General features: G+C 68.6%; 23 protein-coding genes. 11 read left to right on the plus strand and 12 right to left on the minus strand.

The features are described from left to right. Window positions 1-24 precede the first annotated feature (24 nt). Window positions 25-2,802, minus strand: a complete 2,778-nt coding sequence (ppc, locus tag ACT54R_RS09970) for a phosphoenolpyruvate carboxylase (protein WP_168458483.1) — start codon at window positions 2,800-2,802, stop codon at window positions 25-27. Window positions 2,803-2,906: 104 nt separating this feature from the next. Next, window positions 2,907-3,800 (minus strand): hypothetical protein, encoded by an 894-nt coding sequence (locus tag ACT54R_RS09975; RefSeq protein ID WP_476325841.1) that lies wholly within the window; start codon window positions 3,798-3,800, stop codon window positions 2,907-2,909. A 160-nt stretch (window positions 3,801-3,960) separates the two neighbouring features. Between ACT54R_RS09975 and ACT54R_RS09980 the strand changes: the two genes are divergently transcribed. The 3 genes from ACT54R_RS09980 (at window position 3,961) to ACT54R_RS09990 (ending at window position 5,302) form a co-directional block, all read left to right on the plus strand. Continuing rightward, entirely contained in the window at window positions 3,961-4,305 is a 345-nt protein-coding gene (locus ACT54R_RS09980; RefSeq protein ID WP_476325843.1) for a hypothetical protein, read from the plus strand. 37 nt (window positions 4,306-4,342) lie between these two features. After that, window positions 4,343-4,615 carry a hypothetical protein gene (locus ACT54R_RS09985; RefSeq protein WP_168458485.1) on the plus strand — a complete coding sequence of 91 codons (273 nt, stop codon included), beginning with the start codon at window positions 4,343-4,345 and terminating at the stop codon, window positions 4,613-4,615. 171 nt (window positions 4,616-4,786) lie between these two features. Further along, on the plus strand, window positions 4,787-5,302 hold the full coding sequence (locus ACT54R_RS09990) for a prolyl-tRNA synthetase associated domain-containing protein (RefSeq protein ID WP_476325845.1): 516 nt from the start codon (window positions 4,787-4,789) through the stop codon (window positions 5,300-5,302). A gap of 24 nt (window positions 5,303-5,326) precedes the next feature. On the opposite strand, the gene ACT54R_RS09995 is transcribed toward ACT54R_RS09990, so the two are convergent. Further along, entirely contained in the window at window positions 5,327-5,953 is a 627-nt protein-coding gene (locus tag ACT54R_RS09995; protein ID WP_476325847.1) for a hypothetical protein, read from the minus strand. A 72-nt stretch (window positions 5,954-6,025) separates the two neighbouring features. On the opposite strand from ACT54R_RS09995, the gene ACT54R_RS10000 reads away from it, so the two are divergent. Both ACT54R_RS10000 and ACT54R_RS10005 read left to right on the plus strand, forming a co-directional pair. Next, window positions 6,026-6,580 (plus strand): DUF2975 domain-containing protein, encoded by a 555-nt coding sequence (locus tag ACT54R_RS10000; protein WP_476325849.1) that lies wholly within the window; start codon window positions 6,026-6,028, stop codon window positions 6,578-6,580. Window positions 6,581-6,602: 22 nt separating this feature from the next. Further along, window positions 6,603-6,839, plus strand: coding sequence for a helix-turn-helix domain-containing protein (locus tag ACT54R_RS10005; protein ID WP_476325851.1), 237 nt, complete (start codon window positions 6,603-6,605; stop codon window positions 6,837-6,839). On the opposite strand, the gene ACT54R_RS10010 is transcribed toward ACT54R_RS10005, so the two are convergent. Next, window positions 6,836-7,246 carry a winged helix-turn-helix transcriptional regulator gene (locus ACT54R_RS10010; protein WP_476325853.1) on the minus strand — a complete coding sequence of 137 codons (411 nt, stop codon included), beginning with the start codon at window positions 7,244-7,246 and terminating at the stop codon, window positions 6,836-6,838. The genes ACT54R_RS10005 and ACT54R_RS10010 overlap by 4 nt on opposite strands. Before the next feature lie 153 nt (window positions 7,247-7,399). On the opposite strand from ACT54R_RS10010, the gene ACT54R_RS10015 reads away from it, so the two are divergent. After that, on the plus strand, window positions 7,400-8,236 hold the full coding sequence (locus tag ACT54R_RS10015; RefSeq protein WP_476325855.1) for an SDR family oxidoreductase: 837 nt from the start codon (window positions 7,400-7,402) through the stop codon (window positions 8,234-8,236). 9 nt (window positions 8,237-8,245) lie between these two features. Here the strand turns inward: ACT54R_RS10015 and ACT54R_RS10020 are convergent, their stop codons facing one another. The 3 genes from ACT54R_RS10020 to ACT54R_RS10030 form a co-directional block, all read right to left on the minus strand. After that, window positions 8,246-8,680, minus strand: a complete 435-nt coding sequence (locus ACT54R_RS10020; protein WP_476325857.1) for an N-acetyltransferase family protein — start codon at window positions 8,678-8,680, stop codon at window positions 8,246-8,248. 29 nt (window positions 8,681-8,709) lie between these two features. Beyond that, the gene (locus ACT54R_RS10025) at window positions 8,710-10,401 is read right to left on the minus strand and encodes an acyl-CoA dehydrogenase family protein (protein WP_168458492.1); all 1,692 of its coding nucleotides are present in this window, start codon (window positions 10,399-10,401) and stop codon (window positions 8,710-8,712) included. Window positions 10,402-10,605: 204 nt separating this feature from the next. Beyond that, on the minus strand, window positions 10,606-11,808 hold the full coding sequence (locus ACT54R_RS10030; protein ID WP_476325860.1) for an FUSC family protein: 1,203 nt from the start codon (window positions 11,806-11,808) through the stop codon (window positions 10,606-10,608). Window positions 11,809-11,964: 156 nt separating this feature from the next. Here ACT54R_RS10030 and ACT54R_RS10035 point away from each other — a divergent pair, with 156 nt between their 5' ends. Continuing rightward, a complete protein-coding gene (locus ACT54R_RS10035) occupies window positions 11,965-12,837 on the plus strand; it encodes a YihY/virulence factor BrkB family protein (protein WP_476325862.1) in 873 nt (290 codons plus the stop codon). 7 nt (window positions 12,838-12,844) lie between these two features. Next, window positions 12,845-13,321: an MmcB family DNA repair protein gene (locus tag ACT54R_RS10040; RefSeq protein WP_476325864.1), complete on the plus strand. Its 477-nt coding sequence runs from the start codon at window positions 12,845-12,847 to the stop codon at window positions 13,319-13,321. A 10-nt stretch (window positions 13,322-13,331) separates the two neighbouring features. On the opposite strand, the gene ACT54R_RS10045 is transcribed toward ACT54R_RS10040, so the two are convergent. Next, window positions 13,332-14,042: an ArsR/SmtB family transcription factor gene (locus ACT54R_RS10045; protein ID WP_476326448.1), complete on the minus strand. Its 711-nt coding sequence runs from the start codon at window positions 14,040-14,042 to the stop codon at window positions 13,332-13,334. Window positions 14,043-14,174: 132 nt separating this feature from the next. Between ACT54R_RS10045 and ACT54R_RS10050 the strand changes: the two genes are divergently transcribed. Further along, complete coding sequence (locus tag ACT54R_RS10050) at window positions 14,175-15,068, plus strand: DMT family transporter (protein ID WP_476325866.1); 894 nt, start codon at window positions 14,175-14,177, stop codon at window positions 15,066-15,068. A gap of 33 nt (window positions 15,069-15,101) precedes the next feature. Here ACT54R_RS10050 and ACT54R_RS10055 read toward each other — a convergent pair whose 3' ends face one another. Then, on the minus strand, window positions 15,102-15,650 hold the full coding sequence (locus tag ACT54R_RS10055; protein WP_476325868.1) for an ActR/PrrA/RegA family redox response regulator transcription factor: 549 nt from the start codon (window positions 15,648-15,650) through the stop codon (window positions 15,102-15,104). Between the two features lie 80 nt (window positions 15,651-15,730). Next, window positions 15,731-17,071 carry an ActS/PrrB/RegB family redox-sensitive histidine kinase gene (locus ACT54R_RS10060; protein ID WP_168458497.1) on the minus strand — a complete coding sequence of 447 codons (1,341 nt, stop codon included), beginning with the start codon at window positions 17,069-17,071 and terminating at the stop codon, window positions 15,731-15,733. A 189-nt stretch (window positions 17,072-17,260) separates the two neighbouring features. Here ACT54R_RS10060 and ACT54R_RS10065 point away from each other — a divergent pair, with 189 nt between their 5' ends. Beyond that, the gene (locus ACT54R_RS10065; protein WP_476325870.1) at window positions 17,261-18,685 is read left to right on the plus strand and encodes a polyhydroxyalkanoate depolymerase; all 1,425 of its coding nucleotides are present in this window, start codon (window positions 17,261-17,263) and stop codon (window positions 18,683-18,685) included. A 61-nt stretch (window positions 18,686-18,746) separates the two neighbouring features. Then, the gene (locus ACT54R_RS10070) at window positions 18,747-19,517 is read left to right on the plus strand and encodes a M48 family metallopeptidase (protein ID WP_476325872.1); all 771 of its coding nucleotides are present in this window, start codon (window positions 18,747-18,749) and stop codon (window positions 19,515-19,517) included. A gap of 27 nt (window positions 19,518-19,544) precedes the next feature. Here the strand turns inward: ACT54R_RS10070 and ACT54R_RS10075 are convergent, their stop codons facing one another. Then, window positions 19,545-19,952 carry a DoxX family protein gene (locus ACT54R_RS10075; RefSeq protein WP_168458500.1) on the minus strand — a complete coding sequence of 136 codons (408 nt, stop codon included), beginning with the start codon at window positions 19,950-19,952 and terminating at the stop codon, window positions 19,545-19,547. A gap of 99 nt (window positions 19,953-20,051) precedes the next feature. Then, on the minus strand, window positions 20,052-21,104 hold the full coding sequence (locus ACT54R_RS10080) for an AbrB family transcriptional regulator (protein WP_476325875.1): 1,053 nt from the start codon (window positions 21,102-21,104) through the stop codon (window positions 20,052-20,054). Window positions 21,105-21,119 lie beyond the last annotated feature (15 nt).

The raw sequence follows: 21,119 nt of genomic DNA on the forward strand, positions 1-21,119 counted from the left end.
TGCCGGAACGGGACAGGTGCGCCCTCAGCCCGAGTTGCGCAGGCCGGCCGAGATGCCGTTGATGGACAGCTGGATGCCGTGCAGCACCTTGTCGTCGCCGGGGCTGGCGCGGTGCTGGCGCAGAAGCTCCACCTGCAGGTGGTTCAGCGGATCGAGATAGGGAAAGCGGTTGCGGATGGAGCGGTCCAGCAGCGGGTTGCCCTCCAGCAGCTTCTGCTGGTCCATGATGGCGAGGAGGTGCTTCAGCGTCAGCTCGTATTCCGCTCGGATGCGGCCGAAGATGGCGGTGCGCAATTCCACGTCCGGCACCAGCTCCGCATAGCGCGAGGCGATGGCAAGCGAACTCTTCGCCAGCACCATGTCCATGTTGGACAGGAGCGTGCGGAAGAAGGGCCATTCATGCTGCATGGCCTTGAGGAAGGAGAGGCCATAGTCCGGCCGGCGCGCCACGAAGGCCTCCACCGCCGTGCCGAAGCCGTACCAGGCCGGCAGCATCAGCCGGCACTGCGCCCAGGAGAACACCCACGGAATGGCGCGCAGCTTCTCGATGGAGCGGGTCTTGGCGCGCGAGGCCGGGCGCGAGCCGATGTTCAGCGTCGCGATCTCGTTGATGACGGTGGAGGACCAGAAATAGTCCTCGAAGCCCTCGGTCTCGTAGACGAGGTTGCGATAGGCGGCGAAGGCGGTGTCCGAGATGTCCTCCATGGCGGTGAGGAATTCGGTGCGCGGCGCCTTGTATTGCGGCTGGAGCAGGGAGGCTTCCAGCGTCGCCGAGACAAGGATCTCAAGGTTGCGACGGCCCACATCGGGGTTGGAATATTTGGAGGCGATGATCTCGCCCTGCTCGGTGATGCGGATCTGCCCGTTCACCGCCCCGCCCGGCTGGGCGAGGATGGCGTCGTAGCTCGGCCCGCCGCCCCGGCCCACCGATCCGCCGCGGCCATGGAACAGGCGCAGGCGCACCCCATGTGCGCGGAATACCTCGATGAGGCCGATCTCCGCCTTGTATAGTTCCCAGCCGGAGGTGACGAAGCCGCCGTCCTTGTTGCTGTCCGAATAGCCGAGCATCACCTCCTGCTCGGCGCCGCGGCTTTCCACCAGCTTTCGATAGGCGGGAATGGCGAAGGCGCGGTCCATCACCTTGGCGCAGGCTTTGAGGTCTGAGATGGTCTCGAACAGCGGGATGATGTTCACCTCGCTCACGAGCCCGCCCGCCCCGTCGCTGGTGACGAGGCCGACCTCCTTGAGCAGCAGCGCCACCTCGAGGAGGTCCGACACGCCCTCGCCCTTGGAGATGATGGCGTTGGGGATCACCTCCCGTCCGAGTGCCCGGTGCGCGGCGGCCGCTTCGCGCAGGATGTCGAGTTCCGAGCAGGTCTCGTCCGAATAGGCGATGAACGGCGAGGCGAGCGGCCGGGGCGTCGCCAGCTCCTTGAGCAGCAGCGCGATGCGCGCCTCCTCGTCGAGGCCTGCGTAGTTGCTGCCGGGCACCGCCTTCTCCAGCAGTTCCGCCACCACGCGCTCATGGACATCGGAATTCTGTCTGAGGTCGATGCAGGCGAGGTGGAAGCCGAAGCAGTCGGCCGCGCGGCGCAGCAGCCGCAGCCGCCCGCGCGCCAGAACCTTCGAGCCGTTTGCCACCAGCGACTCGCTGATGATGTCGAGGTCCGCACGGAACTCCTGCGCCGTGGCATAGGGCACAAGCCCTTCGGCCGTCAGCGGCTCCCCGCGCAGCTTGCGGCCGGTCTGGCGCAGGCGCTCCAGCACGTAGGCGAGGGCGAGGCGATAGGGCTCCTCCCGGTGCTCCTGGGAGCGGTCCGGTGAGCGGGCGGCGAGTTCGGTGAGGGCATCGGAAACGGTCACGAGGCGCTGGGCCAGGGACAGCTCGGCCCCGAGCGCCACCAGTTCCTCCTCGTAATGGGCGAGGATGCGGTCGCGGTGCAGGCGCACGGTTTCCTTCAGCACCTGAGCAGTGACGAAGGGGTTGCCGTCACGGTCGCCGCCGATCCAGCTGCCGATGCGCAGGAACGAGGGAAGCTGCACCTCGTCCCCCTCTTCGGCGAGGCGGTCCTCGATGGCGCAATAGAGGCGCGGCACCTCGGTGAGGAAGGTGTAATCGTAATAGGAGAGACCGTTCGCCACCTCGTCCAGCACGGTCAGCTTGATGCGACGCAGCAGCGCCGTCTGCCAGAGGGTCAGCACCGCGCGGCGCAGGATCTCCTCGCCCTCCTCCCGCTCCTGCGGGGTGGGCACCACGCGCTCGCGGCGATCCAGCTCGGCGGCGATCTCCATCTCGCGGTTGAGCGTGCTCTTGCGGCGCACCTCGGTGGGGTGGGCGGTGAGCACCGGGCTCATGCGGGCGCCGGAAAAGAAGTGGGCCAGTGCCTCGCGGCCGATGCCCATCTGCTCCGCACGCGAAAAGGCATAGGCGAGGCTGCCCGCCCGCGGCGCCGAGCCGGCGATGGCGTGGGCGCGGTTGCGGCGGATGTGGTGCTGGTCCTCGGCGATGTTGGCGAGGTGGGAAAAGTAGCTGAAGGCCCGGATGGTATCGAGGGAGCGGTCGGCGGGCAGCGCGCCGAGCAGGCCGCCCAGCTCGTCGCGGGCCGCCTGGTCGTCGTCGCGGTGAAAGCGGATGGACAACTGGCGGATGCGCTCCACGAGGTCGAACACCTCGGCGCCTTCCTGGTCACGCACGGTGTCACCGAGAATGCGGCCGAGCAGCCGGATGTCGTCGCGCAGCGGCTGGTCCTTCACGTCCTCTGCGCGCGGCGCGATGCCGCTCGAAAGTGCCAAATTCGTCATCCGATTTCCCCCGGACTCGTCCGCTGCTGCGGCGCACGTCTCTTTCGACCTTAGTCTTAAGGAAATTGTGCAGGAGCGAAAGGGCGTTCCGGGCGAAGGTGCTTTCACGCGCCGTGAAGACGGGCCTCGGCGGCGCGGGCGGCGCCCGACATCACGGCGAAGATACAGGCGAAGAAGCGCTCCAGCGCCTCCCGCCCCAGCGGGGACAGATGGCCGGTGCCGCGCGCGCCGCGCTCCACCAGCCCACGCTCCTCGCTGAGCCGCAGCAAATCGAGCACATGCGCCCGCGACAGGTGGAAGCGGCGCGCGAGATTGGCGATGGAGGGTGGCTCGTCGCCCGCCGATTCGGCGGTGAGCAGCGCGATCAGCACCATCAGACCGCCGTCGCGATCAACCAGATCCTCCAGTTCGCGGGCCGCGGAGACCGGGCGGAAGCCGGCGAGGAAGGCATCGCCCAGCATCACCGCGAGCATCCGCGTGAAGGCCGCATCCGAAAGGCGGGGCGCGAGCCGGGCGAGTTCAGGATCGAGCGCGCTGCCGGCCTCGAAAACGAGGCGCCACCGCTGGTGCTGGAGGGCGACGAGCTTCTCCTGCGGGATCAGCGGCTTCACCCGTCGATCCTCGGTGGGCGCCGCCGACGTCAGATAGCCACCCCAGCGCATCAGGGCGAGCATCGCCTTCGCCCGGCCCCGGCTGCACAGGCCGGTTGCGGTACACAGGGCGACGATCCGCGCCGCCGTCAGCCCGCCGCCCTCGGCCGGCGGCAAGGCATCGAGATAGAGAACCAGAAGGCCCAGCATGTTGCGGCCGCGATCGCTGAGCAACCGATTGAGCAGGCGGTTGCCGCTGTAGAGCGCGCTGATCTCGCTGACGAGGCGCGCCACCGCCGGCCGGAAGGCCGGATGGGCGGCAAGCGCCGCCCGCGTCTCGGCCCCGCACGCGGCATCGAGCCAATCCACCGCCGAACCCGACCGCTCCGCAACCCGCCGCCCCGGCACCCGCGCCTCCGCCCCATCGTCCCGCAGGACCCAACGTCAGTCGGGCCAAGAATCGCCATTGCGGTAAGACAGGATGGCGCCTAGCTCACGTGAAGTCACCTCGGCGCGGTGTCACCCCGGGCGTCACGCACAGGTGTCTTCCAAGGATGCCGAGGCCGCCATGCGACTGCGCCTGCTGACACGTTCCGCTTTCCTTGCCGCAACCCTCGCCGCGATGCCCCCCGCCGCCGTCGTCACGCTCGCGACGACCGCTCCCGCGGGCGCCGTGGTCTATTGCCGGACGGTCGGCGTTCCCAAGGGCTGCGTCGCCCGTCCCACGGCCCCGGCGGCCCGTGCAGCGGTCCATTGCACCCGGCCCGGCTATCCCGCAGGCTGCGTGCCCGGCGCCGGTGCCCCCGGAGTGGGAGTCACCCCCGGCGTCGGCGTCGGTGCGCCCGGTGTCGGCGTCGCGCCCGGAGCCGGCGTGAATGCCGGCGGCCCGGTGAACCGCGTCGGCGTCCGCTGACCGCGCGCGTCCTGAAATCCACTGGAGGCAACACCCCATGAAGTCCCTGCTCTGCGCCGCCGCCCTCACCCTCGCCTGCGCCGCCCCGGCGCTCGCCGACAAGGCCTCGGCCGACCAGTGCGCCGCCGGCCTCGGCGCCGACGCCAAGGCGATCTATGCCGCCGTCGCGCCGGGCTTCGCCAGCGCGTCCGACCCGCGGGCGCTCGTGACCGCGAAGACCAAGGCTCTGGTGCAGTCCGGCGCCGTCTCCATGAGCAACGCCCGCCCCGCCGCCGAAGCGGCCGGCGCGTGCCTCACCCAGCTGCGCTGACTGAACAGGCCGCCGGCTCCGTGGAGCGGGCGGCCTTCACGCCCTCGGGCGGGCGGGCTGTTCAGGGCCCCGGGCGAGCGGCCTTCGGGCCCTCAGGCGCGGGAGCCCGCTTGCCCGAGGCAGCGGGACGGGTCTAAGGCTCGCCTGTTTCCCGACCAGACCGACCGGCCCATGACCAACACGCCCCACACGCCCGACACGCTCCTCGCCTTCCTCGTCCAGAACGACATCCCCGGCACCACCTACGAGCATCCGCCCGTCCACACGGTGGCCGAATCCCAGGCGCTGCGCGGCGACATTCCCGGCGCCCACACGAAGAACCTCTTCCTGCGCGACGGGAAGAAGACCTATTTCCTGCTCACGCTGGCCGAGGACACCCCGGTGAACCTCAAGGCCCTGCGCGGACCGCTCGGGGCGAAGGGCTCGCTCTCCTTCGCCTCGCCAGAGGCGCTCATGGAGCACCTCGGCATCCTGCCCGGCTCGGTGAGCCTGCTGGCGCTCGCCAACGACACCCAAGGCCGTGTCCGCTTCGCCATCGACGCCGCGCTCATGCGCGCCGATCTCGTGGGCTGCCACCCGCTCACCAATGCCCGCACCACCGTGCTCACGCCGGATGCGCTGCGCGCCTTCTTCCGCCTGACCGGCCACGAGGCGATGGAAGTGGAGATCCCGCCGGCCGAGGCGTGAGCCCCGGGTAATTGGCGCAGGGCTTCAATTGACGCACGGCTTCATGGCGCTCTCGTCGGAGCCGGCCTGGGCAAGCAGCGTCCTCAGATCGATGTCCTGGATCAGGGTCACGAAGTTTCCGCCCGGCTTCAGCCTGAGATAGGTGCTGAGCAGGAGCGGCCCCGCTGGCAGCGTGCCGCGCACGCACCCCTCCGCGGAAACCGCGAGCGATCCGCTGGCGCGCCGGCCCTTCGCCAGCTCGTCCGATTTCAGCGCCAGCGCCTCGCTGCGCGCCGCCTCCAGCTTGCGCCGGCCTTCGTCCGTCAGCCGGAAGACGGTGATGCGCATGCCCGTGCGCTCCTCCTCCTTCAGCGCCGAGAGCGCTTTCGGATCAGCCTCCACCTCCAGCGCCGCCTGCACGGTGGTCTTGCGGGCCTCCTCACCCTGTCGCCAGTAGGACATGACGACGAACGCTCCGCCGGGAACCGCGACGATCTCCTTCGGCGCGCGCACGGCCGCACGCAGGACGGTGAGGTCCGCCGTCTCGAGATCAAGTGTGGCGAGCTGGGGCAGAGAGCTGATGGGCACATGGGAGCAGGCACCGACGGACAGAACGAGCGCCAGCACGGCGAGCGGCCACAAGGCGCGCCCAAGGGCGGGAAAGAAATGCATTCGATCTCTCATTTTGGGTTGAATAATTACTGTTTTACGATAAAAAATGAATGCGTCAAGGAAAGGTCGCTCATGTCCGCTTTGCCCCTCGACCCCAAACTCCATCGCGTCGTGCGCCTCGGCCGCACACTGTCGGTCGCAACCCTCGTGATTCTGCTGCTGCTCGTGGCGTCCGGCCTCGGCATCTGGCTGTCGCCGGGGCTGGTGGAACGGGTCATCGTCCCGCGCGTCGGCCTCGTCGGGCATCCCGTCGCGCTCGATGGCGCGAGCTTGTCGGCCGGGCTCGCGATTTCCGCGATCCCGCTCGGCATCCTCGCCTATGGCCTGTTGCAGGTGCGCCAGATTTTCCGCGACTTCGGGCGCGGCGAACTCATCTCCGCGTTGCTGGCGGTGCGGCTGGAACGCTTCGGCGCGGCGGTTGCCCTTCAGGGGCTGATCGCACCCTTCGTCGGAGCGGCGCTGAGCATCGCCCTCACCCTCAACAATCCGCCCGGTGCGCGCGCCATCGCCGTCTCCATCTCCAGCCATGACGTGGTGGCGGTGATCGTCGGCCTGCTCGTCATCGGAGTGGGTGCGGTCATGCGCGAGGCGGCGCGCATCGCGGAAGAAAACGCGAGCTTCATCTGAGCGGGGAGGTTATGGGAGCACCATGCCCATCATCGTCAATCTCGACGTGATGCTGGCGCGCCGCAAGATGCGTTCGCGCGAGCTGGCCGAGCGCATCGGCATCACCGAGCAGAACGTCTCGTTGCTCAAGTCCGGCAAGGTGCGCGGCGTGCGTTTCGACACGCTCGCCCGCATCTGCGAAACCCTCGGCTGCCAGCCGGGCGACATCCTGGAATACGTGCCGGGGCCGGAAGAGGCGGACGAGGGCACGGGGGATTAGAGCCCCGCGTCGCCTCCCGCCCGCGCATCATAGGCCGCCTGGGCGGCCAGCACCGCATCCATGTTGCGCTCGGCCCAATGGGCGATGGCCGCCACCGCGTCGGTCAGCGTCCGGCCGAGGGGGGTCAACGCATATTCCACGGTGACCGGCACCGTGGGGAACACCGCCCGCGAGAGGAGCCCGTCGCGCTCCAGCTTTTTCAGAGTCTGCGACAGCACCTTCTGAGAGATGCCCTTGATGTCCCGCCTCAGGTGGTTGAACCGCACCGGCCCGTCGCGCAGGCGGTCGAGGATCAGCACCGCCCATTTGTCGGCGATGCGGTCCAGCACCATGCGGGTGGGGCACTGGGCCTCGTAGACGTCGAAGGGCCACGGCAGGCGACAGCTCTCGCCGCCCGGCGCCTGCATGTCCTCAGGTTTCCCGGAAGTGACCATGTGACTTCAAAGTGCTCTCTTTTGGGCTCGCTCGACCAGGAATATGTATCCATTCGGAAGCTGGTTTCCAATAGAAACCTATCCTTGGATGCCTCGCCCGGTGCGCCGGTCAGCAGGAGAGCGATCATGTCGGGTCAGATTCTGGTTTTCGCGGCCAACGGCAATGTGGGCCAGCCGCTGGTGGAGGCCCTTCTCGCGAAGGGTGAGCAGGTGAAGGCGGCCTCCCGCACGGGCAAACCGGTGGGCGGAGCGCAGGGCGTCGCCATCGATATGGACGATCCGTCCACCTTAGCCGCTGCCTTCGAGGGCGTAGACCGCGTCTTCCTGCTCGCCCCCACCGGCTCGCTCGACATCACTGGCCGCCTGTTGCCCGTGGTGGAAGCCGCGGCCGCCCGGAAAGTGAAGGTGGTGCTGATGACGGCGCTCGGGGTCGATGCGGACGACGCCATTCCCTATCGGCAGGTGGAGCTGGTGCTGGAGCGCTCCGGGACGCCGTTCGTGATCCTGCGGCCCAACTGGTTCGCGGACAATTTCCAGACCTTCTGGAAGCCTGGCATCGATCACGGCGTGATCGCCGTACCGGCCGCGGATGGCAAGACGAGCTTCATCGACCGGCGCGACATCGCCGAAAGCGCGGCCGCGGCGCTGACCACGGACCGTTTCGACGGGCGCGCCTTCAACCTCACCGGCCCCGAAGCGCTGGGCTATGGCGAGGCGGCGGCCATCCTCTCACGGGTGACGGGCAAGGCCATCGCCTACACGCCGGTGAGCGATGATGCTTTCGTCGGCATCCTCATGGGCGCCGGGGTGCCGGACGCTTATGCACGTTTCCTCGCCACGCTGTTCCATCCCGTCCGCGAGGGGTGGACGGCGGGCATCACCGGTGACGTGGAAACGCTGACCGGCCATGCCCCCCGCACGCTTGAGACCTATGCGCGTGACAATGCCGCCCGGCTCGCCTGAGCGGGCGGGTCAGAGGTCCATGCGATAGCGGACGAAATCGTCCGCCAGGACGAATTCGTCGTAGAGCCGGCGGGCGGGGTTGTCCTGCCGCGTGTGCCAGTAGAGGCGCGACCAGCCCCGCTCCCGGCCAAGGCGAACGAGATCGGCGATCAGCGCACGGCCGATCCCGCCGCCACGGCAGGCGGGATCGACGAACAGGTCTTCCAGATAGCAGACCGGGGTGGCGACCCAGGTGCCCTCATGCAGGATGCTGATGGAGAAGCCCACCGGCGCGCTGCCGCGCCGCGCGATGCGGCCGATCATGGGGACCGAGGGATCGAGGATGTGCGCCCAGGTGCGGGCGATGATGTCCGCCCCCACCTCGGTTTCGTAGAAGGCGTTGTAGCCCGCCCACAGGCGACGCCATGCGGCCTCGTCCTCAGGCCGCGCGTCCTCGATCAGCACGGCTTCGCCGATCCCTCTAGCCGAGCCGCTCAATTGCCCCCGTCCAGCAGGCGGCGGGCGATAACCTGCGCCTGGATCTCCGCCGCGCCCTCGAAGATGTTGAGGATGCGCGCGTCGCACAGGATGCGCGACACGGGATATTCCAGCGCGAACCCGTTGCCGCCGTGGATCTGCAAGGCGTTGTCCGCCGCCGCCCAGGCGACGCGCGCTCCGAGCAGCTTGGACATGCCGGCCTCAAGGTCCGTGCGGCGGCCCTCGTCCTTGGCGCGGGCGGCGAAGTAGGTGATCTGGCGGGCGATCATGGTCTCCACCGCCATCATCACGATCTTGTCGGCGACGCGGGGGAAGTTGATGAGCGACTTGCCGAACTGGATGCGCTCCTCGGCATATTTCAGGCCCACCTCCATGGCCGCCTGGGCCACGCCCACGGCGCGGGCGGCGGTCTGGATGCGGGCGCTCTCGAAGGTGGTCATGAGCTGCTTGAAGCCCTGCCCCTCCTCGCCACCGAGCAGGTTCTTCGCCGGCACGGTGAAGCCGTCGAAGCCGATCTCGTATTCCTTCATGCCGCGATAGCCCAGCACCTCGATCTCGCCGCCGGTCATGCCCTCGGCCGGGAACGGGTTCTCGTCGGAGCCGCGCGGCTTCTCCGCGAGCAGGATGGACAGACCCTTGTAGCCGGGCTCGGCCGGATTGGTCCGCACCAGGAGGGTCATGATGTCGGCGCGGACGGGATGGGTGATCCAGGTCTTGTTGCCGTTGACCTTGTAGACGTCACCCTCTTTCACCGCGCGGGTGCGGAGCGAAGCGAGGTCGGAGCCGGTGTTGGGCTCGGTAAACACCGCCGTGGGCAGGATCTCGCCCGAGGCGATCTTGGGCAGGAAGTGGCCCTTCTGCTCATCCGTGCCGCCGGCGAGGATCAGCTCTGCCGCGATCTCCGAGCGGGTGCCGAGCGAGCCGACGCCGATATAGCCGCGCGACAGCTCCTCGGTGACGACGCACATGGCCTCCTTCGGCAGGCCGAGGCCGCCGAACTCCTCGGGGATGGTGAGGCCGAACACGCCCATCTCGGACAGCTGGGAGATGATCTCCAGCGGGATGTAGTCGTTCTTGAGGTGCCACTCGTGGGCGTGGGGGGCGACCTCCGCCTCCACGAAGCGGTGCATCTCCGTGCGCATCGCCTCGGTGGTCTCGTCCAGACCCGCCTCGCCGATGGTGCCGGCGAGATGCGCGTCGCGGATGATGTCGGCGAGCGCGGCGCGGCTCGCGGCCGTGTTGCCGTTCTCCACGAGCGCCGCGATGGCCGGCTCGGCGGCCAGCGCCGCAATGGTCGCGCCGGAGACGTAAAGATCAGGCAGCCGGACGATCTCGCCCTGGCTCATGGGAATGCCGCCGAGGATCTGGGCGGTGTACTCGCCGAGGCCGATCTGGACGATCAGCTTCTCCGTGTCGCCGAACTTGCCCATCTCGGTCAGGCGGTCGGCATAGTGCACCAGCTCGCGCACGGAGAAGACGTAGGTGGCGAGCCACGCGAGGCCGTGGGTGGCGCGCTGCTCCTTCTCCAGCAAAGCGGAAGAGATGCGCCCGCCATCCGTCACCTTGGCCTTCACCAGGGAGGTCGCCTCGGCCAGCAGCTTCTCCAGGCTGTCGGTCGCGACGCGCCCGAGCGCCACTGCGTCGAATTCCCCGGTGGGCACGGACTGAACGGCGGCGCTGGCGGACATGAACTCTCCCCCTTGATTGTGCATTGCGCAATTGACCTATCCTTGCCCCGGAACCCGGCCAAGGCAACGCCTGATTACGAAAGCCGGGACAAGGCCGGATCAGGCGCTGCGCCGCGAATGGTGCGGCGCATGCGCCTTGATACGGAATCCACCGTCGCGGTCGATCCGACTTTCGCCGTGAGTGGACGGAGCGGCAGTCGGCCGTCAGGGCGCCTCGCCCTGCACCTCGGCGAGGCGGGCGGCCAGCTCCTCGAGATTTTCCCGCATGTGGACGCAGGCGGACACCGCCGAGAACAGGGCCGTCAGCGTCTCCGCGCCCACCGCACCGAAGGCGCCCTGGGTATTCAGCTCTTCCACCCGCGCCTCCAGCGCCGCCACAGCTGCACCTGCCGCATCGGCACGGGTGGCGAGGTCGGCAACCGGCTGGCCGTCGAGCCGGTCGGCGATGGCTGACATCTGGGCGGAGAGCGCCGTCGTCGCGGCGGTCAGGGTGGCGGAGACGAGGCCGGCGACGGGCTCGTCCAGCGGCCGGTCGGCGTTGCGCAGCAGGATGATGGCGGAATGCCACAGCCGCCGGGCGCCCCGCACCACCGGTGCAGGATCGGTCTGGGTGGTCAGCCGCCCGGTCTGCTCGGCGCGCACCTCCACGAGGCGCAGGTCGGCCGCGCGCAAAGCGAGCCGTGCGCCGCCGTTGAGCCGGTCCACGGCCGAGGGATCGAGCCCCCGCCCCAGCAGCCCGCCCTGCCCGAGGTCCAGCAACCGGGCGGTCAGCCGCAGCGCCTTCGCACAATGGGGGAACAGCTTCCCGAGCGCGCGCTCGGGCAGGATGAGGATGGCGCACAGGAGGCCGACCACCCCGCCCAGTGCGATCTCCGCCACCCGCGTCAACCCCGCCAGCCACGGCGCGTCGCCGCCGGGATGGGCGAGCATGACGATGATGACCGTCACCGGCGCCAGCTTGAAGCTGGGCGAGCGGGCCGCCATGGCCGCAGCGACGAACAGCGCCAGCGACAGCACGGCCAGGGTTTCCAGCGGGGATGGCCCCGCCAGCATGGCCCCGGCCACGCCGACGACACCGCCCGCCAGTGTTCCCAAGGCCCGGTCGATGGCCACCGAGAGGCTGGCGCCCAGCGTCGCCTGCACCACCAGCACTGCCGTCAGAACCGCCCAATATCCGTTGGGGAGGGAGAACTGTTCCGCCAGCAGATAGGTGACGATGCCGGCGATGGTCGCCCGAAGCGCAAGCTTGAGGTGGGCGAGGGCGATGATCTTGCCCAGCCGATCCCGTAGCGTGGGAACGCCCGATGCGGTGTCCGGCGTTGCATCTTCCGGGTCGGCCTGGGAAGTCCCGGCCCCCGGGGATTCAGCCGGGAACAATTCAGCCGGACTTTTGGGCTGGCGCGGCATGAGGCCTCTCGGCAGGTCCGGACGCCGGATCGACGGCGCCCTGTCTGCGCTGTCTAGCCGAAGGCGCGCGGCGCCACCAGCCGGACCGTGGACGGGCGCTGCCGGCGCTTGCCATTCCGGCCGGAAAGCCCGATGTGAGTTGAAACGGGAGACCACATGCTGCGGCGCATCTACCATATCGTTCTGGATGCGTTCTGGACCTTCTCCGCCGACGACGGCTGGGCGATTGCCAGCCACATTGCCCTGTCGGCGCTCATGTCCCTGTTCCCGTTCCTGATCTTCGTCACCGCGCTGGCCGGCTTCCTCGACCTTCGCCCGCTGGCGCAGGAAACCATCCAGCTCATCCTGGAGACCTGGCCTGAACAGGTGGCCGGCCCCATTTCCCGCGAAATCTACAACGTGGTGAACCAGGTGCGCACCGACGTGCTCACCTACGGCGTGGTGCTCGCCCTCTATTTCTCCTCCAACGGCGTCGAAAGCCTGCGCATCGGCCTCAACCGCGCCTATGGCATGAAGGAGATGCGGGCCTGGTACTGGCTGCGGCTGGAATCCATCGGCTATGTGCTGATCGCCGCCGCCGCCATGCTGGCGCTCTCCTTCCTCGTGGTGCTCGGGCCGCTGCTCTGGCAGACGGCGGTGGCGCAGGTGCCGGCGCTCAAGCGCTTTTCGGGCACCATCACCGTGCTGCGCTTCGGCGCCACCTCCATCATCCTCGTGGTGTCGCTGCTGGTGGCGCACCTGTGGCTGCCGGCCGGACGGCGCAAGCTCGCGGAGGTGGCTCCCGGCATTCTCGTGACGCTCGTCATGTGGCTGGTCGCCGCCTCGGCCTTCGGCTTCTATCTGGCGGAATTTCCGGCCAATTACGTCACCACCTATGCCGGCCTCGCCTCGGTGATGATCGCGCTGGTCTTCCTTTACCTCACCGCCTCCATCTTCGTGTTCGGCGGCGAACTCAACGCCGCCATCAAGCGCGCCTTCGCGCCCGAGCCGTCCCACGAGGAGGCCGAGGCGTTGAAGGCTGCCTCCTGAGACGACGATGCGGGCGCTCCTCCCCGAGCCACGGCCGGACGGCCGCCAGTCGGAGACCGCCCGGGCGGTTCAACGCGGCATGCTGCGCCATCTGGCCCTGTCGGGCATGGCCGGGCTGCCCGAATTCTCGCTGGTGAGCGGGCGGCGGGCGGACATCCTCGCGCTGGGGCCGAAGGGCGAGATCACCATCATCGAGATCAAGTCGTCGGTGACCGACTTCCGCACCGATGCCAAATGGCCGGAATATCGCGATTTCTGCGACCGGCTGATGTTCGCGGTGCCGATGGACTTCCCGGTGGAGATCCTGCCGGAGGAGACCGGCCTGTTCGTCGCCGACGCTTTCGGCGCCGAATGCCTGAGGGCCGCGCCGCTCCATCCCCTGCCGGCAGCGACCCGCAAGGCGCTGACCCTGCGCTTCGCCCGCGCCGCCGCCACCCGGCTTGCCGTGCTCTACGACCCGGACCTGCTGCGCGCGGACGTGTAGGGGTTGGAGGTCAGGCCGCCGGCGCATCGCGCCAGCCAGCCGGCAGGCCGAGAGCGCTGGAGAACCCGCGTTCCCCAGCCGAAGAAAGGCGTAGCGCGCGGCTGTCCGTCGCGCGGTGCACCCATCCAAGATCCAGCGCCCGATCCAGCAGCGCCGCGCCCAGGCGGCCGGCGAGATGGGGCCGGCGCTCGCTCCAGTCGAGGCAGGTGCGGCAGAGTGGCCGCCGCCCCTTGGCCCCATCGTCGAGCGCGACGCCAAAATCACAGAGGAGGCGGCGGCCGGTGTCGGTTACCAGTCCGGCACCGTCGGCGATGACGACGTGACCGTTGGCGCAGAGGCTGTCGGCGAGGGCCACGGCAAGTCGGCCGGCCATGTGGTCGTAGCAGGTGCGGGCGAGCCGCAGCGCTGCATCTCTGGGACCGATGGGACGATGACGCTTCGGCCCTCCCGCCGCGACGGTCATCAAAGCGTGGAGTGCCTGCGCCACCTCTGCCGAGGCGAGGCGGTAATAGCGGTGGCGCCCCTGTTTCTCCACCTTGACCAGTTCCGCTTCGGCGAGGCGGGCAAGATGGCCGCTCGTGGTCTGCGGCGTCACGCCGGCGCGATGCGCCAGTTCGCCCGCCGTCAGCGCCTGCCCGCCCATCAATGCCGAGAGGATGTTGGCGCGCGCCACGTCGCCGATCAGGCGGGCGACTTCGGCAACGGTATTTCCCGAAACCATGTTCGACATGCCGGAAAGCTAGCCGCCCGTGCCGCCCGCGTCACCGCCGGATGCTTCGGCCGCCGCCGAAGCATGCCGACGCCTTTGCCCGCTAGAGAGGCAGTGGATTTTCTAGTGAGGGACGCGATCACAATGGCAGGCAGGACGCGCCTCGGTATCGAGTTGCTTTTGCTTCTGGTGCTCTCGACGCTCTGGGGTGCGTCCTACGCCTTCATCAAGATCGGGGTGGAAACCATCCCGCCACTGACCTTCATCGCCGCCCGAACCCTGATCGCCGGCACGCTCCTCGCAGTCATCCTTCGACTGCGCGGCATGCGGCTGCCGCGGGATCGGGCCACCTGGGCGCGCTTCCTGTTCCAGGCCGGGCTGAACAGCGTCGTGCCGTTCACCCTGATCGCCTGGGCCGAGCAGACCGTGGACGCGGGCGTCGCCACCATCCTGAATGCCACCTCCCCCATCTTCACCTTCCTGCTGACGGCCCTCGTGACCCGGCATGAAGCCGTGACCGCCCGCAAGCTCCTCGGCGTTGCGGCAGGTCTTGCGGGGACGGGCTTCATCGTCGGCTTCGGGGCGCTGGAGGGATTTGGCAAGCAAGTGTGGGCCCAGTTCGCCATCGTCGCCGCTACGGTCTGCTATGCCGGCGCCGCGATCTTCGGCAGGTCGTTCAAGGGGTTCGACCCGATGGTGCCGGCGGCCGGCTCCCTGATCTGCGGCGCGGCGATCCTTCTCCCGGTGAGCATTGCCGTGGACCAGCCCTGGACGCTGGCGCCGAGCGTCGGCTCCATCGTCGCGCTGGGCCTGCTGTCGGTCTTCTCGACCGCGCTCGCTTTCGTCATCTATTTCCGGCTGGTGCGGACGCTCGGCTCCATTGGCACCACGGCGCAGGCCTATCTCAGGGTGCCCATCGGCGTCGCGATCGGCGTCCTGTGCCTTGGCGAGACGCTGGCACCGGACGCCTGGATCGGGCTCGCCTGCGTGGTCGGGGGCGTCGTGGCCATGACGTGGCCGTCACACAAGACTGCGTGACGGCAAAGACCTGCACCTTCCGAATGGGAACCGCTAGCGCGGCGCCCGCTTGGCCAGAATGCGCTGCAGGGTGCGGCGGTGCATGGAGAGGCGGCGGGCGGTCTCGGACACGTTGCGGCCGCACAATTCATAGACCCGCTGGATGTGTTCCCAGCGCACCCGGTCCGCCGACATGGGGTTCTCGGGCGGGGTCGGCTTGTGATCCGCATTGGCGAGCAGCGCCGCCACCACGTCGTCCGCATCGGCGGGCTTGGCGAGGTAATCCACGGCCCCGAGCTTCACCGCCGTGACGGCGGTGGCGATGTTGCCGTAGCCGGTGAGCACGATGGCGCGCGCGCCGGGGCGGTTCTTCTTGAGGGCGGAGATGACGTCGAGGCCGGTGCCGTCGCCGAGCCGCATGTCCACCACGGCATAGGCGGGAGCGGAGGTCTCGACGCGGGCGAGGCCGTCGGCCACCGTCTCGGCGGTGGCGACCTCGAAGCCGCGGGCTTCCATGGCCCGCGCGAGGCGCTGGAGGAAGGACCGATCATCATCGACGATCAGAACCGACCGGTCTTCCCCCACCTCAGGCATCTCGTTCATCGCGTCTTCCTCAATCCCTGATCGGCAATGCCGGCAAACAAGCACGAGCGATGCGGCTTTTACGCCGATCTGCCCGTAGATTAATCCAATGCGCGTCCCTTTGTCGCGTCCCCATCCACCTCGATCGCCAACGCTTTGCGTGGCCAGTGGATGCCGATGACCGCGCCGGTAGCCGGCGGCACGCGGTTTTCAAAGGTCAAATTTGCCCCGGTGCGCTCCAGCAGCGTCTTGGCAATGAAGAAGCCGAGACCGAGGCCACTCTCCGCCTCAAGGTCTGCATCCTGCCGCTCGCGGGCGCGGGAGGTGACATAGGGCTGGCCGATGCGACCGGAAATTTCGGGTGAAAAGCCCGGCCCGTCGTCTGCCACAACAATGTCGAGACCTGACGGGGTCCACTGGGCGCTGATGTCCACCCGCGTCGCGGCGAAGTCGACCGCGTTCTCCACGAGGTTGCCCAGGCCGTAGAGCAGCCCCGGATTGCGGGCGATGACCGGGGCGTCGGGATCGTCCTTCACCGACACGGCGATGGTGATGCCGAAATTACGGTGCGGCTCCACGACCTCCTCCAGCAGCAGGGCCAGGGGCATGCGATCGAACGGCGCATCGCCGGACCTCAGCGAAGTCAGCGTCTGCAGGATGTCACGGCAGCGCGCCACCTGGTCGCGCAGCAGAGCGACATCCTCGCTATAGGGACTGCTGTCGCCGATGGACCGGTGCATCTCCTTCACCACCAGGGCGATGGTGGACAGTGGCGTGCCCAATTCGTGGGCAGCAGCGGCGGCGAGACCGTCGATGGCCGTGAGGTGCTGCTCGCGGGCCAGCACCAGCTCGGTGGCGGCCAAGGCGTCGGCGAGTTCGCGGGCCTCCTCCGCCACCCGCCACGCATGCATGCCGATGAAGCCCACCGCAACCGATAGGGACACCCAGATACCTGCCAGGTACAGATCCGGGAGCACCGGCACATCGGCGCCGGCCCACGGCAGCGGGCGGGTCCAGAGGCCGACGGCGCCAGCACAGGCGACGGCCAGGATGCCGAGCATCACCGTGGTGCTCCAGGCGAGCGCGGTGGCGGAGATCATCACCGGCGCGAGGTAGAGCAGCACGAACGGGTTCTTCAATCCGCCCGTCAGGTACAGCAATGCCGTCAACTGGAGCACGTCATAGGCGAGCAGCGGTCCCGCCGCGGCGTCACCGAGCCGGCGGGCGACCGGATACTTGACCCGCAGCAGGACGTTCACCAGCGCGGAAAGACCGACCACGGCGAGGCAGGATGTCAGCGGCAGCGGGAAGCCAAGGCCGAGATTGACCACGACCAGCGCCGCAATCTGGCCTGAAATCGCCAGCCATCGCAGGCGAATCAAAGTGTCGAGACGCAGGCCGAACGATCTGCCGTGTGGCGGCGTTACAAAGGCAGTGGTCATGGAGTAGCGGTCCCGGTGTCCCGATGCGCAGAAGCGAGCCTCGCGAAAGGGAATAGTGACCCTACTGCCATAGCAGCGGAACAATAGCGCCCTATGTCTTTTGTCGGCATTGACCAACCTTGGAAGTGGGCACACGCTTGCGTCAACGTGCCGCCTTTCTGGGCAGCGCAGTAATGGTGAGGAGCAGTCATGGCAATCGGCGAGTTTGCAAGTGCCACCCGGCTGCCGCGTCAAGGCGACGTTGGACTCTCGACTCCGCTCTACTGGATGTACGAGATGGGATATGCGGCGCTCAACCCATCCCGGGCCATGGCCGACGCCAGCCGGCTGTTCCTGAAAAACCCGATCAATCCCGTCTCGCATACCACCATCGGCAAGTCCATGGCGGCCGCCTGCGAGCTGTTCGAGCGCACCACGCGCCGCTACGGCAAGCCGGACTGGGGCATCACCCATACCTCGGCCGCGGGCCAGACGGTGCCGGTTCACGTCAACACGGTGTGGGAACGTCCCTTCTGCCGGCTGCTGCATTTCGAGCGCGCGTTCGAATATCCGCCGCGCCGCCCGCAGCCGCGCCTGCTCATCGTGGCCCCGGTGTCCGGCCACCATGCCACGCTGCTGCGCGGCACGGTCGAGGCCATGCTGCCCACCCACGACGTCTACGTGACCGACTGGATCGACGCCAAGCTGGTGCCCATGTCGGAAGGCCGCTTCAGCCTATCCGACTATGTGGACTACCTCATCTCCATCTTCCACCGCATGGGCGGCAACTGCCATGTCATGGCCGTGTGCCAGCCGGCGGTGCCGGTGATGATGGCCATCGCCCGGATGGAGGCGGAGGAAGACCCCTTCGTGCCCAAGTCCATGGTGCTCATGGGCGGCCCCATCGACACCCGCGAGGCCCCGACGGCGGTCAACGCCCTCGCCAAGGACCGCGGCATCGACTGGTTCCGCCGCAACGTCATCACCACGGTGCCGTGGCCCCACCCGGGCGCCCTGCGCGAGGTCTATCCCGGCTTCCTGCAGCTCAACGGCTTCATGTCCATGAACCTCGACCGGCACCTGCAGGCCCATTGGGATCTGTTCCGGCACTTGGTGCAGGGCGACGGCGACTCGGCGGAAAAGCACCGCGATTTCTACGACGAGTACCTCGCCGTCATGGACCTGACCGCGGATTTCTACCTGGAAACCGTGGAGAATGTCTTCATCACCCATTCCCTGCCCAAGGGCGAGATCATGCACCACTCGCAGGTGGTGAAGCCGGACGCCATCCACCGCGTCGCGCTGATGACGGTGGAGGGGGAGAAGGACGACATCTCCGGCATCGGCCAGACCAAGGCCGCGCACAAGCTGTGCCCGCGGATTCCCGAGGACATGCGGGCCCATTGGGAGCAGCCGGGCGTCGGCCATTACGGCGTTTTCAACGGCTCGCGCTTCCGCTCGGAGATCGCGCCGCGCATCTCGGACTTCATCCTTTCCCAGGAATTCCGGCGCGACGGCCGGGCCCGGCCCATGCCGGACCGCCCTGCGCCCGAGGCCGCAGGCGAGGAAGAGCCGGATGTGTTCGCCCTCAACAAGAATGTGACCGCGCTTTATCCCCGGATTGCGCCGACTTAGCACTGGCGGCGCGGCGAAATTCTTGGGAAGATACCGGAGGTAACTTCGCCCCGGCTGCCCAATGCTGTTTCGCCGTGAGACTCGCAACGAGAACCGCAAATCGTCGCTCGCGCCCGGCGCCGAGACGATCGAATTGTTGCTTGATGACGAGTTGCTGCGCGTCATGGTCCGTCGCCATCCGCAGGCCCGCCGCCTGACGCTCCGGGTGCGCGCCACCTCCCGCGACGTGACGTTGACGGCGCCGCCCCATGTGGCGCTCTCCTTCGCCCGCGCCTTCGTGGAGCGGCATCGCGAATGGGTGCGGGTGCGCCTCGTGCGCCTGCCGGAGGCGGTGCCCTTCGCGGATGGCGCCGTCATCCCCCTGCGCGGCGAGCCGCACCGCATCGTCCACCGTCCCGATGCGCGCGGCACCGTGTGGATCGAGCCGGCCGTCCGCGGCATGCCCGCGCTCTGCGTGGCCGGGGAGGCGCCGCACGTCGCCCGGCGCGTGCAGGACTTCCTGAAGAAGGAGGCGCGGCGCGACCTTGCCGCCGCGGTGAAGCACTATACGCAGGCCCTCGGGGTCGAGGTTGGACGGCTCACGCTTCGCGACACGGCGAGCCGCTGGGGCTCCTGCTCGGCGCGCGGCGACCTCTCCTTTTCCTGGCGGCTGATCCTCGCGCCGGCTTTCGTGCTCGACTATCTCGCGGCCCACGAGGTCGCGCACCGGCTCGAAATGAACCACGGGGTGCGCTTCTGGCGGCTGGTGGAGCAGGTCTGCCCCAACCGCAAGGAAGCGGAGGCGTGGCTGAGGCGCCACGGCTCCGAACTTCACCGCTACGGCGAAGACTGAACTTGGCGGCGCCCTAAGGCCCCGTCTTCAGAGCGCCTTCTTGCCGCCAATGGCGATCGCACCGGGGCCGGCGACGAAGTACATCAGGAAACCGCCGATGATGGCGACATTCTTGAAGAAGTGGATCTGCTGCCCGGCCTGAGCGGCTTCCGGGAACGTCCAGAACAGGTGCGAAAGCACGGTGGCCACCACAGTGAAGCCCGCGAGCCACAGCGCGGTGATGCGCGGGAAAAGACCGGCGATGAGAAGCAGTCCGCCGATGACCTCGGTGGCCGCCGCAAGGCCTGCAAACACCATCGGCGCCGGGACGCCCTTGGCGGCGAGGGAGCCCGCGAAACCCGCGAGGTTGCCAAGCTTGCCGATTCCCGCCGGCAGGAAGAGAGCCGCGAGGAAGAGCCGGCCGACGAGCAGGACGAGATCATCAAGGGTACGCAAGGCTTGTTCTCCAGCACACGCTTCCCCGTACGGAAGCAGCGGTACGTGTTTGCTGCTGGAAATGCTGCATCGCAACCTTGGGGCGGAGGTTTCAGAACACTATTGCGTGTGGTCCCGCCCAGCCTCCTCGGCGGCGGCGAACATCAGCCGCGCCGCCACCGGCAGCGCGACCGACAGGCCGGCGAAGCGGAAAAGGTGGTGCGCGCTCATGAAGGCCGGGTCGTAGCCCATGGCGAAGCCAAGCGCCGTCATGGCCTCCAGCGCACCCGGCGCGAAGGCGGTGACGAGCTTGCCGAGATCATCGCCGGTCAGCCACGCCGCCAGCACGGCGAACAGCGTGGAGATCGCCACCGCCACCAGGAAGGCCCCGAGCGAGGCAAGCACATAGGCCCGGATGGTGGCGAGGGACGTGCCGATGAAGCGCACGCCGACGCTACCCCCCAGCACCACGAAAGCCGGAATGAGCAGGCCCGCCGGCAGCACGGCGGTGGAGAGCCGCGTGGCGTGAAGCACCGCACTGCCGGCGAGCGCCCCGAGGATCAGGCCCCCCGGCAGCTTCAGCCGCGCCGCGAGCAGGGCCGCGCCGGTGCAGACGAGGAAGAGGATGACGATCTCTGCGATGGTCGAGACATGCGGCGGCGGCGGCACGCCGCCCGCCGTCATCCCCAGCGCCGCCAGCACGTTGGGCAGGGCCGCCACCAGCAGGAACAGCCGCAGGGTCTGGGCGAAGGCGACCTGCCGCAGGTCCGCACTGGTGTCCGCCGCCATGGCGACCACGGTGCCGAAGGCACCGGGCGCGGAGGCCCAGAAGGCGCTCTCCCGGCTCCAGCCGGCCACGCGGGTGAGGAAGAGCGTTCCGCCCGCCATGGTGCCCAGCACGCTGGCGCCGAGGCACGCCATGCTCACCGGCCAGGTGGCGGCGCGGGCGAAGGTCTCCGGCGTCAGCATGGTACCCATGGAGGTGCCGAGCACGACAAAGGCGAGGAATCGCAGCCATTCGGGCACGACGATGCGCACCCCGGCCAGCGCGAGGCCGATGCAGGCGACCAGCGAGCCCGAGATCCATGCCGCCGGCAGGCCGAGCAGCGCGAAGGCGCCGCCGCCGAGGGCTCCGGCCCCCAGCGTGATCACCGCCGATGCGGCAGAGCGCATCCTGAAGGGCAAGCC

The organism is Xanthobacter sp. DMC47 (genome assembly GCF_056313845.1).

Coding starts and splice junctions, on each gene's coding strand:
- ppc (WP_168458483.1), bottom strand. CDS start 2,802: ATGACGAATTTGGCACTTTCGAGCGGCATCGCGCCGCGCGCAGAGGAC.
- ACT54R_RS09980 (WP_476325843.1), top strand. CDS start 3,961: ATGCGACTGCGCCTGCTGACACGTTCCGCTTTCCTTGCCGCAACCCTC.
- ACT54R_RS09985 (WP_168458485.1), top strand. CDS start 4,343: ATGAAGTCCCTGCTCTGCGCCGCCGCCCTCACCCTCGCCTGCGCCGCC.
- ACT54R_RS09990 (WP_476325845.1), top strand. CDS start 4,787: ATGACCAACACGCCCCACACGCCCGACACGCTCCTCGCCTTCCTCGTC.
- ACT54R_RS09995 (WP_476325847.1), bottom strand. CDS start 5,953: ATGCATTTCTTTCCCGCCCTTGGGCGCGCCTTGTGGCCGCTCGCCGTG.
- ACT54R_RS10000 (WP_476325849.1), top strand. CDS start 6,026: ATGTCCGCTTTGCCCCTCGACCCCAAACTCCATCGCGTCGTGCGCCTC.
- ACT54R_RS10005 (WP_476325851.1), top strand. CDS start 6,603: ATGCCCATCATCGTCAATCTCGACGTGATGCTGGCGCGCCGCAAGATG.
- ACT54R_RS10010 (WP_476325853.1), bottom strand. CDS start 7,246: ATGCAGGCGCCGGGCGGCGAGAGCTGTCGCCTGCCGTGGCCCTTCGAC.
- ACT54R_RS10015 (WP_476325855.1), top strand. CDS start 7,400: ATGTCGGGTCAGATTCTGGTTTTCGCGGCCAACGGCAATGTGGGCCAG.
- ACT54R_RS10025 (WP_168458492.1), bottom strand. CDS start 10,401: ATGTCCGCCAGCGCCGCCGTTCAGTCCGTGCCCACCGGGGAATTCGAC.
- ACT54R_RS10030 (WP_476325860.1), bottom strand. CDS start 11,808: ATGCCGCGCCAGCCCAAAAGTCCGGCTGAATTGTTCCCGGCTGAATCC.
- ACT54R_RS10035 (WP_476325862.1), top strand. CDS start 11,965: ATGCTGCGGCGCATCTACCATATCGTTCTGGATGCGTTCTGGACCTTC.
- ACT54R_RS10040 (WP_476325864.1), top strand. CDS start 12,845: ATGCGGGCGCTCCTCCCCGAGCCACGGCCGGACGGCCGCCAGTCGGAG.
- ACT54R_RS10045 (WP_476326448.1), bottom strand. CDS start 14,042: ATGGTTTCGGGAAATACCGTTGCCGAAGTCGCCCGCCTGATCGGCGAC.
- ACT54R_RS10050 (WP_476325866.1), top strand. CDS start 14,175: ATGGCAGGCAGGACGCGCCTCGGTATCGAGTTGCTTTTGCTTCTGGTG.
- ACT54R_RS10055 (WP_476325868.1), bottom strand. CDS start 15,650: ATGAACGAGATGCCTGAGGTGGGGGAAGACCGGTCGGTTCTGATCGTC.
- ACT54R_RS10060 (WP_168458497.1), bottom strand. CDS start 17,071: ATGACCACTGCCTTTGTAACGCCGCCACACGGCAGATCGTTCGGCCTG.
- ACT54R_RS10065 (WP_476325870.1), top strand. CDS start 17,261: ATGGCAATCGGCGAGTTTGCAAGTGCCACCCGGCTGCCGCGTCAAGGC.
- ACT54R_RS10070 (WP_476325872.1), top strand. CDS start 18,747: ATGCTGTTTCGCCGTGAGACTCGCAACGAGAACCGCAAATCGTCGCTC.
- ACT54R_RS10080 (WP_476325875.1), bottom strand. CDS start 21,104: ATGCGCTCTGCCGCATCGGCGGTGATCACGCTGGGGGCCGGAGCCCTC.